We start from the raw sequence: 14537 nt of genomic DNA, 5'->3' as shown, positions 1-14537 counted from the left end.
ATATGCTCTTATTCCACACCTAAACTTTCGAGCATGCCAATCACAATGATTAACAATAACTAGTCACCGAAGTCATCTAGCAGAATGTTCTCTTGTTCAACACCTAAGCTTTCAAGCATGCCAATCACTGAACTGTTCATTATTGGAGGTCCACACATGTAGAATTCACAATCCTCTGGGGCTTTATGATTCTTAAGGTAGTTCTCAAACAACACGTTGTGAATAAAGCCGGTGTAACCCGTCCAGTTATCTTCTGGAAGCGGCTCCGACAAAGCTACATGCCAAGTGAAGTTATCATTCTCTGCAGCCAACTTATCGAAATCTTCTTGGTAGAAGACCTCACGAGTTGAACGCGCACCGTACCAGAAGGTCATCTTACGCTTAGTCTTCACACCTTTAAGTTGATTAAAGATATGAGAACGCATAGGCGCCATACCAGCACCACCACCGATAAAGATCATCTCAGCATCGGTCTCTTTAACGAAGAACTCACCAAATGGCCCAGAAATCGTGACCTTATCGCCTGCTTTTAGGTTAAAGATGTACGATGACATCTTACCTGGCGGTAGCCCAGCAGATGGCGGCGTAGCAATACGCACGTTGAGCATGATGCGGCCTTTCTCGTCTGGGTAGTTAGCCATTGAGTAAGCACGCAATACATCTTCATCAACTTTTGAAACTAAGTCGAATAACTCATATTTTTCCCAATCACCACGATACTCAGTCGGAATATCGAAATCACTGTAGTTCACCTGATGCGCTGGTGCTTCAATCTGAATATAACCGCCGGCCTTAAACTTAACGTCTTCGCCTTCAGGCAGTTTCAGTAGTAACTCTTTAATGAAGGTAGCCTTGTTATCGTTAGAGATAACTTCACACTGCCACTTCTTCACGCCAAAAATCTCATCTTCAACTTCAAGTTCCATGTCAGTTTTCACTGCAACCTGACACGCTAGACGACAGCCCTCTTTAGCCTCTTTCTTAGTGATATGATCGCGTTCTGTCGGCAAAATATCCCCACCGCCAGATTTAACGATAACGCGACACTGACCACATGTACCACCGCCACCACAAGCCGATGGAATAAAGATTTCCTTGTTAGCCAATGCACCTAATAACTTGTCACCCGCGGACGTAGTAATGCTTTTTTCATCGTCATCATTGATGCGAATACTGACATCTCCCGTGGAGACCAGTTTACTTTTGGCGAATAAAATCACCATGACCAACACACTCACCACGAAGGTGAACATGCCGATACCAATTGCCATTTCCATCGAATCTACCTTTTCTTATTCGTTTTCTTTAAGTTATGTTCTCTCTAAAGATAACGACTTAAATAGAAATACCAGAGAAAGCCATAAAGCCTAGTGCCATCAAGCCAGTCGTGATAAAGACAATGCCTATTCCCTGCAATCCTTCAGGAATCGCATGAAACTTCATTCGTTCACGTAAGCCAGCCAACATCACAATGGCCATAGCCCAACCAAAACCTGAACCCGCGGCAAACACCACTGACTCACCTAAGTTGTAATCACGGTTAGCCATGAAAATCACACCGGCGAAGATGGCGCAGTTGACGGTGAGTAGCGGCAAGAAGATCCCCAATGAGTCGTATAGACTTGGGATGTACTTGTCTAAGAACATCTCCAGAATCTGTACCAGTGCGGCAATCACACCAATAAAGGTGATCAACTGCAGGTAACTCAAGTTCAGCTCAGGATATCCAGCCCAAGCGAGTGCGCCAGGCGCAAGCACATTGGCGTAGATCATTTGGTTAATCGGTACTGCAATCATCATCACGGCGATAACGGCCACACCTAAACCAAAGGAGGTTGAGACCTTCTTAGATACGGCAAGAAAAGTACACATGCCCATAAAGAAAGACAGTGCCATGTTGTCGATAAAGGCCGCTTGAATAAACAGATTAATGTAATGTTCCATATCTCTTCCTTAACCTCGTTTACGTTGGATAACGTTAATGGACCAGATCATTAATCCAATGAGGAAAAACGCACTTGGGGGGAGTTTGAACATCTCATTGGCCAGATACCAACCGCCATTTTCAACGGTTTGCAGCACTTCATAACCAAACAGGTTGCCGCTACCCAGTAGCTCACGCACAAAGGCAACACCAAGTAAGATCACGCCATAACCCATCGCATTACCTAAGGCATCAACGACAGCTAAATGTGGCGGGTTCTTCATGGCAAATGCTTCTGCTCTGCCCATGATGATACAGTTGGTGATGATAAGTCCGACAAAGACCGACAGCTGACGAGACAACTCGTAAGCCACATCTTGCAGCACCATATCAACGATGATCACCAAGGATGCGATCACAGTCATCTGCGCAATAATACGCACGCTGTTTGGGATGAGCCTGCGAATAGATGAGATGATCAGATTAGAGAACACCAATACGAAGGTCACAGCTAACGTCATCACCAAGGCTGTTTTCATTGAGTTACTGACGGCTAATGCCGAACAGACCCCAAGCACCTGCATAGCGACCGGGTTATTGGCAAAGATTGGGCTAGTCAGTATATCGCGGGTGGATGCTGTATGAGTACTCACCTTAAACCTCCGAAGCTTTTAGCTTGTTTAAGAAGGTTTGGTAGCCTTCATTACCGAACCAGAACTGGATCGAACGTTGTACGCCACGACCTGTCATGGTTGCGCCACTCACGGCATCAATCCCATGAATGTCGCCCTCTTTAGCGCCACCTTTCACGACTTTAATCGCCACTTTGCCTTTCTCGTCAAAGATCTGCTTATCACGGAATTTATCCGTCCATTCAGGATCATTGAGAAAATCACCAATACCTGGGGTTTCACCGTGCTCGTAAATAACCAAATTACCTATGGTGTTCATGTCAGATTTAACTGCTACAAAGCCATAAAGCATTGACCATAGACCTTTGCCATAAACGGGTACGACTAAGCTTGCAAGCTCGCCTTTATCGTCAAGAATCTTAAACACACGCACTTGATTCGCACGACTTTTAATTCTGGCAGTGTCTTTCTTTGGTTTGATAGAGGTTTCAGGATTGATGGCCGCCATGCGATCATCAAAATCCATGACGTTACCTTCAGTGCTCACCACACCGGTGTCGAGTTCCACCAGCATAGGGACAACCGAGGTTTTGAATATTTCACGGAAGTCTTTATCCCCGCTCATATCAACATCGGCAGCCATCAACACATAGCGTTGAAGCTCATCGCGTTTTTTGACTAACTTACGTTCTTTAAGCAGCTCAGCGGTGCCAGTGATCATAAATGAACACAGTAAACAGAGCGTGACGGTAAAGATCATCGTTCCGACAATGGTATCTTTCTTAAAGGCCATACTTACTTAACCCCTGCTTTATCTTGATCCGATGTATTTGAACGACCAAACAAAAGGTATTCAAATATTGATGTCCAGATGTTGGCAATCTGAATCGCCAACATGCCTGTTGCGGGTCCAACCTTGTTGTTAGAGAGCATGGCGTTTCAGTCTCCGCTTGATGTTCGCTTGCGCGACAAGGTAATCAAAAATAGGCGCCCACAAGTTAGCGAATAAAATGGCTAACATCATGCTTTCTGGCATTTTGGGGTTTATCACGCGGATAAGTACCGTCATAAAGCCGATCAACAAGCCATACGCTACTTTGCCTTTACGGGTGTATGAGGTGGTCACAGGATCGGTGGCCATAAACATCATACCCAGTGCAAAACCACCAGTAACAAGATGCCAAGTCCACGGCATTGCAAACAGGTCATTCTTAGTTGAACCAATCAGGTTGAACATGATGGCCGTCAACACCATACCTAGCATCACACCAGCAACAATGCGCCAGTCTGCTAAGCGGCTTAACAGTAATAATCCACCACCAATCAATAAAGCTAATGTGCTGGTTTCACCAATGGCACCCGGTGTAAAGCCTAGGAAAGAGTTCCACCAGTTAGGATCGCGAAACGCATCAAACCACGTGTAATCAACAAAGCTAAGCTTGCCTGCCGCGGTTTGCGCTAATGCTGTCGCGCCAGAGAAACCATCGACAGCAACAAGCTGGCTTACGTGGGCAACTTCTGTTGGGTAAGCAAAGAAGATGAACGATAAACCCGCCAATGCTGGGTTAAGGAAGTTATATCCCATGCCGCCAAATAGCTCTTTTGCTATCACAACACCAAAGGTGATGCCCATGGCAACAATCCAAAGCGGAGTCGATACTGGCAAAATTAGGGTAAATAGCAGTGCGGTAACAAAGAAGCCTTCGTGCAGCTCTTGACCACGTACCTTAGCAAATACCATCTCCCAAAATAGACTCACCAACAGCGCAGTAAGATAGATAGGGAAATAGAAACTCAAGCCATAGAGGAACAGGCCAATTAATCCGGTTTGCTCAGTTAAGCCACCAGAAATCAGGTTGAATAAACCTAGCTGCCACACATTCGGCGTTGATAAACCAGATACCACGGCAATTTGCGCCTGTAATCCCAAGTTATATAAACCAAATAGAATTGCAGGCAGTAAACACAAACCCACCATGGTCATGGTACGTTTCACGTCAATGGCATCACGAACGTGTACTTTTCCTTTGGTGCTACGACCATTAGCTATCACAAGGGATCTAAGATAGCCCTTCATCGCCTGACCAGGAGCGTAATAGTCTTCCTGTATATCAGGCTTTTTGTTTGAACTCATTACCCTTCCCTCTCAGCCACTAACTCGAAAAAACCAGGAGCATGCATTAACACTTCCTGTAGATCAGGCTTTTTGTTTGAACTCATTACCCTTCCCTCTCAATAATATCTAGGCAAGCACGCAGCTCTTTACCAAAATCGTATTTGCCTGGGCAGACGAAGGTACAAAGTGCTAAATCTTCTTCATCCAACTCTAAAGCGCCTAACTGTTGTGCTTCATCGGTGTCACGAACCACAAGATCGCGCACTAACAAGGTTGGCAGAATATCAAGCGGCATCACTCGGTCCAGCTGGCCAAAAGCCATCATGGCGCGAGCAGAACCACCGGTGTGAGTTGTCATATCAAACAGTTTCTTTGCACCTTTAAAGCGTGAAGTCACTGCGCGAGTGATAGAGAATTTTTCAGAGCCGCCGCGAACCCAAGAAAGAAGCTCATGTTGAGCATCTTCAGTCAGTGCAGAGATCTGATTGTGGAAACGACCTAGGTAATCGTGCACTCCCGTTGCTGTGTGTCCGGACAATACAGAACCTGATACCACGCGAGAGAATCCAGGCTTAAGTTGGTCATTCACAATCTCAGTTAACTCGGCGCCCAATTGGGTACGAATTAAACGGGGGCTAATCACATTAGGACCCGCTATAGACACCACGCGATCAGTGAAGAGTTCACCGGTCTGGAACAACTTACCGAAGGCAATGACATCTTGATAACCAATATGCCAAACCTGACGTTCCAGACTCACTGGCAGTGTGAAATGTATATGCGTACCGACAAGACCCGCAGGGTGAACACCTGCAAAGCGTTTGATTTCAACTTGAGACAGTTCATTACCCGGTAACGCATCACCACTGTCTTGACACAGGTACACTTTGCCTTCAGTCAAACGTGTTAACGCTGCCATACCAATAGCAAAGGCATCGGTATGCTCTGCAATAATGATGCGAGGCTCTGCTGCTAGAGGGTTGGTGTCCATCGCGGTCACAAAGATAGCGGCAGGTAGCGTGTCTAGCTGAGCTAAACGTGAAAAAGGACGCGTACGAAGTGCAGTCCACAAACCACTGTTCACTAAGTTAGCCTGCACAAGTTCGCGACTTAAACGAGACACATCTTTATGGGCTTCAAATACCAGAGCATCATCACCGTGACACTTGATAACTACCGATTGGAGTACGCGACGTTCACCACGGTTAATCGCGATAACTTCGCCACTTGCCGGTGCAGTAAATAAGACACCTGGTGTCTTCTTATCTTCGAAAAGTGGTTGGCCTTTTTTAACCAGATCACCTATCTCAACCATCATGGTAGGTTTTAAACCGACATATTCTTCACCGAGAAGCGCGACATGAGAGGCGTTAAACAACTCTTCAATCACTTGCTTAGGTTCACCGGCTATGGGCACATTAAGCCCTTTTGTTACTGTTTTTATCTGGTCTTTGAACTCAGCCATCACAAACATCAACCGTTAAAAAATTGGATGATTAACTCTAAATGTTTGTTAATCTAAATTCCGATAAAGAGGTCACATTCCACCCTCTAGCCGTAAGTAACAAACAGAATTTCAGTCATTTATGTGACCAAGATCTATCAATATCAGAGCATTACAATGGGTATGTTGTTTTATGACAAAATAAACGTGCTGTAGCACATACTAAATTAGTCTTAACCTAGGCTTAAAAATCACCTGAAATAATCATTTTTTAAACAATTTATGAATGCATTCACCATTTAAAAAATACGTTTGCCATCGACCCACGTTTGATTCACCTGTGTTTGCCAAAGTATTGAAGGAGAAACCTTGAAGATATTCTTATCGACCAAGATAAAATCAGCCTTCAACCCAGGTTTGAGTTGACCGACTAATGACTCTTGATGGGCTGCATAGGCCGCAGCATTTGTGAAGGTATTAAGGGCTTCAACCAAGGTCATGATCTCATCACCGTACCAGCCTCGTTTAGGCTGATTTAGCTGATCTTGGCGAGTAACTGAAGCATGCAGACCAAAGAATGGATTGGCGGATTCAATGGGGAAATCAGAACCTGCGGCAATCACAGCTCCACTATCAAGCAATTTTCGCCACGCATAGGCACCTTTAATCCGTTGTTCACCGAGTCGATCCAATGCCATATTCTTATCACTCGTTGCATGGATCGCCTGCATAGAAGCAATCACGTTGAGCTTAGAAAAACGGGGAATATCTTTCAGCCTTAGCACCTGAGCATGTTCAACTCGGTGTCTTAACCTCCCCGTGCTAGTTTGCTTAATTAAGTTTTCATAGTTATCCAACACCAGTTTATTGGCATTGTCGCCTATGGCATGGGTATTGACCTGGAAACCTGACTCCATGGCGAGTTCCATCAGTTTATTCAACTCATCTTCAGAGTGAAGCAGTAACCCCTTGTGCCCATGAAGATCGCTATAATCGTCAATCAGAGCAGCGCCGCGACTGCCTAAAGCACCGTCTGCAGAGATTTTCACGCTGATGATATCCAGCTTTTGACCGGGATCTTTAATTGGCCCCAACTTCATTAAGTCGTTAAATTGATCATCAAAGGCATCTACCATGGCATAGATACGAATGGGGATATCATCGGATTTGGCCAACTCTTTATACACCTTTAACGTCTCAGCTCCCACGCCAGCATCATGCACGCCAGTTAGTCCCAGCTTGGCCAGTGCTTGCATGGATGTCAGCAACACTGCTTTTTGCTCTGTTTCTGTCAACTGTGGGATGTTTTTAGTGATAAGCGACATGGCATTATCGATAAAGACTCCCGTTGGTTTGCCTGTTTCGTCACGCAGGATCTCCCCTCCTTCAGGCGCTTGAGTCTGCACATTCACACCGGAAAGGATCATCGCCGCCGTATTAGCCCAACCGGCATGGCCATCAATACGCTTAAGCCATACTGGAGAGTCGGGGAATAATCGATCTAACGATGCTGCCGTAGGAAATGATTTATCGGCCCACAACACTTGATTCCAACCCCGCCCTTGGATCCAATTTAGCTCAGGTTGTTTGTCACGAAACTGCTTGACCCACTCTACCGCTTCTAATTCAGACTGAGCCTCTCTCAATTGTGCTCTCATTAAGCTCAACCCATACCCCAGAACATGACCATGGGCATCAATAAGCCCCGGTAGCAGGGTTTGTCCCTTGCCATCAATACGTATCATGGTTTCATCGTTAGGTAAGGGATCATCGTGACGATAGAGTTGTGTCACCCCGTCGTCATCAAATGTCATAGCACTGAATTCGACAAGCTGACCATCATTGATACTATATCCAGAGATATCAGTAATAAGATGAGTCTGAGCAAGAGAAGTGAAGCTGAACAAGAGACTAAAAGCTATTAGCGGCCTAGCAAATACAATCATGATAATGTATCCATTCAAAACGATTTCCTTTCGTTATTTTTGATTTTAACACGGGCTAAATTTTGTGCAACTGAGTGTAAGAAAACAAGTAAATGAACAGTCATGAGTCATAAAATAAAGGAAGGTTATACCAATTAATGAAAAGGGAAAGACGATGCTCCAGTACAATTTAACGCCTAAGCCTTGGGGTTACATGGGCAAATTTAGTGCTATGGCCAGTCCCTGTGAGCTATTGATTGAAAGTCGTGATGAAGCGGTGGCGAATGCCATGATGCACCTCGCCTGCAAAGAAGCTGCCCGCATTGAACAAAAATATAGCCGATTTATCAAGGGCAACTTGCTCTGGCAGATTAACCACTCACAAGGAAAAGCCATCGATATTGATATTGAAACAGCCAACTTGCTCCAGTTTGCACAGCATTGCTATCAAATGAGTGAGGGCAGATTTGATATCACCGCAGGCCCCCTAATATCACAATGGCGATTCGATGATAAAAGCCAACCGCCAACAGAAACAGCGCTTGAGCAAGCCCGCCAGTTTGTCGGTTTCTCCCGTGTCGAGCTCAACCAAACTCAACTCACCATTCCAAAAGGAATGACCCTTGATTTTGGCGGCATAGGCAAAGAGTATGCCGCTGACCGTGTCGCCCAACAACTTGCCTCAATATGGCAAGAGATAGCAGTATTGGTCAATTTCGGTGGCGATATTGCTTGCCCAATAGCAAAAGCCGATGATAACTCCCCGTGGCAAGTGGGTATTGAAAACCCTCAAGCACTCAATCACGCTGCTGCCATGATATCAATCCGCCAAGGTGGGTTAGCGACCAGTGGCGATACACGACGTTTTATAGAACATCGAGGCAGACGATTTGGCCACATCATCAACCCTAAAGATGGCTACCCTGTCGAAGGAGCACCACGTTCTGTCACCGTTTTGGCTAACAACTGCACCACCGCAGGCATGTTAGCCACCATGGCGATGCTAGAGGGAGTTGATGCAGAACACTTTTTAAATCAACAACAAGTGGAATTTAAGGTTTTCAGATAACCGATAACCACTGAGCCACAGCTTTCAATTCAGATCTGTCTATGCAATATTACGCTTGTTAACAACGATAACAATAAAGCAACCATGCAGAAACAAACGTTCAAGATAGGTCCAGGCGCTTTTATTGCCGCCGCATTTATTGGTCCAGGGACTGTGACCCTTTGTACCTTAGCTGGAGTAAAATTTGGCTATGGATTACTGTGGGTTATACTGCTGTCGATTGTAGCGACTTATACATTGCAAGAGATGTCTGCCAGATTAGGCCTTATCACCCAAAAAGGGTTAGCGGCTGTGATCAAGGAGCAGATCCCCTCAGGTTGGCTACGCAATGTCATCGTTTTGCTTATCTTCTCTGCCATCGTTATCGGTAATATCGCTTATGAAGCGGGTAACATATCCGGGGCTTCTCTGGGCTTGTCCGCCCTATTAGGTGAAGGCAGCTTACCTTTCTTACCTATGCTTATTGGCACTATATCAGCCATACTTCTGTATATCGGTAGTTACAAACTGCTCGAAAAAGTGTTGATAGGGCTCGTACTGGCGATGAGCCTCTCATTCTTCATCACCGCTCTACTCACTCAACCCAATATGGGCGAGGTACTCAGCGGCTTATTCACCCCGCAAGTTTCCTCTCAAAACTTGTTAATGGTCATAGGACTGATTGGCACAACAGTGGTGCCCTATAACCTCTTCCTGCACGCCTCACTGGTCAAAGAGGTCTGGCATCACCCGAATGAACTTAAGGCCGTCAAACAAGACACTTTTATCTCTGTCGGATTTGGCGGTGTGATCTCGATAGCCATCATCATCTGCGCCGCTTCAATACAGGGTGGCAATGTGGAGAATTTGCTGGATCTAGCCAAAGGACTTAATCCCCTATTTGGCACTTTCTCGACGCTGTTTCTGGGCATTGGTATGTTCGCAGCAGGTATAACCTCAGCCATCACAGCGCCATTGGCTGCCGCATTTGTGGGTCAACACTGTTTTGGTTGGAAAGCGAACTTAAAAGACTTCAGATTTAGATTAATCTGGCTAACGGTGATCATTGTTGGCGTTATTTGCTCCTCTTTGCAACTCAGACCCATTGAAATAATTAAGTTTGCTCAGATCACCAATGGCTTATTACTCCCGCTACTTGCATGCCTACTGCTTTGGATTGTCAACAAGACTCAAGTGCTGGGGCAATACAAAAACACGCCGATACAAAATCTATTCGGGGCTATCGTCATTATTATCACTTTGATTTTAAGTGTAAAAACCCTCTACACGATTATTTAATATCATCAAGTTGATCTACTGTAATGACCATGGGTTAAGTGAGCATGTACGGTGGGGAATAGGAATAAATTAGACAAGTCGATGGGGTAAATTCAGCTTCATGAACACCTTTAAGTCGTTTACTCAAACTGATTACCTCTCAGTGCATCTTATCTCCTTAGTGCAAGTTATTCTTAGCGCTAGCGAGAAGGTTGCTGCCTATCAAAATACAATAAATTTTCAACTACCTATTAAGGAATAGTTCTTTATCCTACAGCACATAAAAGGTAATATTCTAAACAACAGCTACATCCTGTTTTTTGCTCATACTTCCGTTGTTTCATAAAGGATTAAACCACAATATGGACCATAAACAACCGCTAGCCATGACCTTTATCGCTCTGGCTGTTAGTAGCAGTTGCATCGCAGCCGATTATCAAAATGTTAACGACATCCCGTTTCAGGACAGTAACTTTAAAACCTGTGTATTAGCTCAAAACATTACCGATCCTGCGGCGATCAAGAAACTCATCTGTCGCCGGATGTCGATAAATAAAGTCGACGAGCTCAGTCACTTTCCTGCACTGCAGAAACTTTGGTTATCAGGTCCTCAACTGGCTAGCGTAAACTTAAGTCATAATCCTAATCTTACTGAAGTTTCAATCACTAAGACTAAGATTACTCAGCTCGATCTGAGTAACAACAGCGAATTGAAAGAGCTCGATATCAGCTTCAACCAATTGACCTCATTAGACTCAAGTCATAATCCCAAGTTGACCGATATTGGTGTGGTAGGCAATAAACTCAAGACGTTAGATTTGAGCCATAACCCAAAACTCAAATACTTTTGGGCGAAAGAGAATCGGCTTACCTCTCTGGACTTCAGTCACAATCCAGAACTGGTACAAGTAGGCTTAACTAGCAATAAAGTTGCTAACATCAATGTCAGTAGAAACACTAAATTAAACAGCTTAGGTTTAATGTATAACCAGTTAACCGAACTGGATATCAGTCATAATCACAAATTGACCAAGCTCTATTTAACCGATAACAAACTCACCCATATTGATGTCAGTCAAAACCCAAAACTTAGGGATCTGTGGGCAACAGGAAACCCGCTGGCCGAATTGGATATCACAAAAAATCCCAAACTTGATGACTATGAAGTGGATGACGATGTGGAAGTAAGCGAATAAACCTGATGTGGCGAGTAGAACTGGTTTAGCGAACAAGCATGAGAGGCTGTAGTGAGGCCTCTTTCGCTCTCTACTAATAATAAAAGCTAGCTATATTGCGGAATTGAACTTATTTCATCTGCAGTGAGGAAACGCCACTGCCCAAGGGGGATATCAAGATTTATCTCACCCACGCTTTCACGATGCAGACCATTCACTCGATTACCAATGCAAGCAAACATCCGCTTCACCTGATGATATCGCCCCTCCGTTATCGTTAACAGCACCTCCTTTGCAGAAACAAAGTCAAGCTTTGCCGGAAGTGTGAGTGCTTCCTCACCTTGTAGTTGTAAGCCTTGCTCAAATCGACGACGAATGTCCGCTGCAACCTTTCCAACAATGTCGCCTTCAATGGAGTCACGTAAGTAAACTCGGTAGACCTTTTCGCAGCGATATTTAGGATTAAACACATTAAATGACCAGCGGCCATCATCTGTTATCAAGAGCAAACCTGTGGTGTCGGCATCTAAACGCCCTGCAATGTGCAGTTCACTGGTTTTATCCAGTTGAATGTAATTAAACACACTTGGGTGATCACCATCGACATTAGAGCTCAATGTATCGGCAGGTTTATGCAACATGATATAGCGAGAAGGCCGTGCAGTAAGTTGCTGTCCATCTAAGGTGATATGGTTATTTTCATGAACCTGAGCCGAAGCAATATTCACACTTTCACCATTGACCAGTACGCTTCCGGCCAGAATCAATCCCGTAGCCTCGCTACGGCTTAGCTCTGTGCTTTTACATATAAATTTATCGAGGCGCATATCTGAAACTCTGTAAAAGGTAATCGTTATCGAGAATCTTGACTCATAACCTACGGATTTATTGAAGATCTAATACCAATCAGTATAAAGATTTGATCGCTCAGCGAGAGTTTCGCGGTTCTGAGGCAAGGCAGCGAGTGAAGAGCATAGTTATTCTACGGTTAAGCTCGTTAACACAGCATCAGAACCGCTAAAACTCGCCTGTAAGGAGTGTTTTTGGCTGCCTACTTCTGCGTTGAATGAACTCACAAGGGAACAACCATTATGTCATCCATTCGCCTTGAATTAGTTTGCCAAAAAACACTCTGAGTAGATCAACTTCTTATACTGATTGGTATAAGAGCAGTTTACCAGCAACAAAAAGGGCCTCGAAAGGCCCTATTAGTCATTAAACATCAACTAATCAGTATTATTGAGCTTGCTCATTGATGCTTAATGCCATGGCCTCAGCCACTTTAATGCCGTCTATCGCTGATGACATAATGCCACCTGCGTAACCTGCGCCCTCACCTGATGGATAGAAACCTTTAGTATTAATGCTCTGGTAATCATCGCCACGCTTAATGCTAATCGGTGATGATGTACGCGTCTCAACCCCAGTTAAGGTAGCATCTTCCATGGCAAAGCCACGGATCTTCTTATTAAACTCAGGGATGGCTTCACGAATGGCATCAACACAATATTGAGGTAATAGTTTGGTCATGTCGGTCAGTTTAATGCCTGGCTTATATGAAGGCTCGACACCACCAATAGCGGCTGAAGAGGTGCCTTGCATGAAGTCACCCACTAGCTGTGCAGGTGCGTCATAGTTCCCGCCGCCAAGTACATAAGCCGCTTTTTCAAGTTGACGCTGCAGATCAATGCCCGCTAAAGGATGATCAGGATAATCACTTGGGTCAATTCCCACCACGATAGCACTGTTAGCATTACGCTCATTACGTGAGTACTGACTCATGCCATTAGTCACAACGGCAAATTCTTCAGATGTGGCCGCGACAACGGTACCACCAGGACACATACAGAAACTGTACACAGAGCGACCTGACTTACAGTGGTGAACCAACTTGTAATCCGCTGCGCCTAAAATCGGGTGACCGGCAAATTGACCAAACAAAGCCTTATCAATCACCGACTGATTATGCTCGATTCTGAAACCAACCGAGAAAGGTTTAGCTTCAACATAAACGCCTCTGTCGTGGATCATTTGGAACGTATCGCGGGCACTGTGCCCAATAGCCATCGCGATATGCTTCGATTTTATTTCAGAGCCATCCGCTAAGGTTAACCCCAGTATTTGGCCATTTTCGATATGAAGATCATCCACTCGAGTGCTGAAACGGATCTCACCACCCAAGGCGATAATATTAGCGCGCATCTTTTCGACCATGCTAACCAGCTTAAACGTGCCGATATGAGGCTTGCTCACATACAAAATCTCTTCTGGTGCGCCAGCTGCGACAAACTCATTAAGCACCTTACGACCATAATGTTTCTTATCTTTAATCTGAGTCCACAATTTACCGTCGGAGAATGTGCCCGCGCCACCTTCACCAAATTGTACATTTGATTCTGTGTTTAACTTCTTAGTACGCCAAAAGCCGAAGGTATCTTTAGTACGCTCACGTACCTCTTTACCACGCTCAAGAATAATAGGCTTATAACCCATCTGCGCTAATACTAAACCGGCAAAAATGCCGCATGGACCAAAACCGACAACAACAGGACGCTCGCCTAAATCTTCAGGTGCCTTAGCCACAAACTTATAGCTCATGTCCGGCGTGACTTTAATCGACTGATTGTCAGCAAACTGTTCAAGCAAGGCTTCATCTTTCGATGTGGTTACATCGAGTGTATAAAGCAGGAAGATACGGTTTTTAGTTCGTGCATCGATGCCACGACGAAACACCACTGTTTCAACCAGCTCATCAGCCGAGATGTTAAGCATGGTTAAGATTGCTTGAGTCAGCTCTTCTGGAGAGTGATCGAGGTCGAGTTTTATATTAGAGAGGCGTATCATGGTTTTTCCAGATTTATGTTACTTGGCCGTCAAAGTGGTGCGGTATACTGAGCAGACGATTTTCATATTTTTATCGAGTCAGTTCATCTTGCTTGATGATGTCGAAAAATATTGAAATTCGTGATTGGATCCGTATGATCCCGGCACTGCG

Annotated in this window: 13 protein-coding genes; 3 read left to right on the top strand and 10 right to left on the bottom strand. The window is 44.8% G+C overall.

Features of this window, described 5'->3' with window-relative positions; all coding sequences use genetic code 11:
- Positions 1 to 59: 59 nt before the first annotated feature.
- The 8 genes from nqrF to FN961_RS16060 all read right to left on the bottom strand — a co-directional run bounded on the left by nqrF (position 60) and on the right by FN961_RS16060 (position 8062).
- Positions 60 to 1277 (bottom strand): NADH:ubiquinone reductase (Na(+)-transporting) subunit F, encoded by a 1218-nt coding sequence (nqrF, locus tag FN961_RS16090; protein WP_144041201.1) that lies wholly within the window; start codon positions 1275 to 1277, stop codon positions 60 to 62.
- Positions 1278 to 1335: 58 nt separating this feature from the next.
- Entirely contained in the window at positions 1336 to 1944 is a 609-nt protein-coding gene (nqrE, locus tag FN961_RS16085; RefSeq protein WP_144041200.1) for an NADH:ubiquinone reductase (Na(+)-transporting) subunit E, read from the bottom strand.
- Between the two features lie 9 nt (positions 1945 to 1953).
- Positions 1954 to 2577: an NADH:ubiquinone reductase (Na(+)-transporting) subunit D gene (locus FN961_RS16080; protein WP_144041199.1), complete on the bottom strand. Its 624-nt coding sequence runs from the start codon at positions 2575 to 2577 to the stop codon at positions 1954 to 1956.
- Position 2578: 1 nt separating this feature from the next.
- Positions 2579 to 3349, bottom strand: coding sequence for a Na(+)-translocating NADH-quinone reductase subunit C (locus tag FN961_RS16075; protein WP_144041198.1), 771 nt, complete (start codon positions 3347 to 3349; stop codon positions 2579 to 2581).
- 2 nt (positions 3350 to 3351) lie between these two features.
- On the bottom strand, positions 3352 to 3489 hold the full coding sequence (locus tag FN961_RS25850; protein ID WP_185972812.1) for a hypothetical protein: 138 nt from the start codon (positions 3487 to 3489) through the stop codon (positions 3352 to 3354).
- Complete coding sequence (locus FN961_RS16070) at positions 3479 to 4690, bottom strand: NADH:ubiquinone reductase (Na(+)-transporting) subunit B (RefSeq protein WP_144041197.1); 1212 nt, start codon at positions 4688 to 4690, stop codon at positions 3479 to 3481. Before FN961_RS16070 ends, FN961_RS25850 begins: the two co-directional genes overlap by 11 nt.
- 85 nt (positions 4691 to 4775) lie before the next feature.
- Complete coding sequence (locus tag FN961_RS16065; RefSeq protein WP_144041196.1) at positions 4776 to 6137, bottom strand: Na(+)-translocating NADH-quinone reductase subunit A; 1362 nt, start codon at positions 6135 to 6137, stop codon at positions 4776 to 4778.
- Positions 6138 to 6415: 278 nt separating this feature from the next.
- Complete coding sequence (locus FN961_RS16060) at positions 6416 to 8062, bottom strand: amidohydrolase (RefSeq protein WP_144041195.1); 1647 nt, start codon at positions 8060 to 8062, stop codon at positions 6416 to 6418.
- Positions 8063 to 8216: 154 nt separating this feature from the next.
- Here FN961_RS16060 and FN961_RS16055 point away from each other — a divergent pair, with 154 nt between their 5' ends.
- The 3 genes from FN961_RS16055 to FN961_RS16045 all read left to right on the top strand — a co-directional run bounded on the left by FN961_RS16055 (position 8217) and on the right by FN961_RS16045 (position 11563).
- Positions 8217 to 9110 carry an FAD:protein FMN transferase gene (locus tag FN961_RS16055; RefSeq protein WP_144041194.1) on the top strand — a complete coding sequence of 298 codons (894 nt, stop codon included), beginning with the start codon at positions 8217 to 8219 and terminating at the stop codon, positions 9108 to 9110.
- Positions 9111 to 9194: 84 nt separating this feature from the next.
- Positions 9195 to 10388 (top strand): Nramp family divalent metal transporter, encoded by a 1194-nt coding sequence (locus FN961_RS16050; protein ID WP_144041193.1) that lies wholly within the window; start codon positions 9195 to 9197, stop codon positions 10386 to 10388.
- Positions 10389 to 10729: 341 nt separating this feature from the next.
- Positions 10730 to 11563: a leucine-rich repeat domain-containing protein gene (locus tag FN961_RS16045; protein WP_144041192.1), complete on the top strand. Its 834-nt coding sequence runs from the start codon at positions 10730 to 10732 to the stop codon at positions 11561 to 11563.
- 86 nt (positions 11564 to 11649) lie between these two features.
- Here FN961_RS16045 and FN961_RS16040 read toward each other — a convergent pair whose 3' ends face one another.
- Together FN961_RS16040 and FN961_RS16030 are read right to left on the bottom strand one after the other, a co-directional pair.
- The gene (locus tag FN961_RS16040; protein WP_144041191.1) at positions 11650 to 12369 is read right to left on the bottom strand and encodes a pseudouridine synthase; all 720 of its coding nucleotides are present in this window, start codon (positions 12367 to 12369) and stop codon (positions 11650 to 11652) included.
- Positions 12370 to 12778: 409 nt separating this feature from the next.
- A complete protein-coding gene (locus FN961_RS16030; RefSeq protein WP_144041190.1) occupies positions 12779 to 14386 on the bottom strand; it encodes an NAD(P)/FAD-dependent oxidoreductase in 1608 nt (535 codons plus the stop codon).
- Positions 14387 to 14537 lie beyond the last annotated feature (151 nt).

Source organism: Shewanella hanedai, from assembly GCF_007197645.1.
Taxonomy (GTDB): domain Bacteria; phylum Pseudomonadota; class Gammaproteobacteria; order Enterobacterales; family Shewanellaceae; genus Shewanella; species Shewanella hanedai.
The sequence above is the reverse complement of the archived record's forward strand: the minus strand, read 5'-3'. Positions and strand labels throughout refer to the sequence as shown.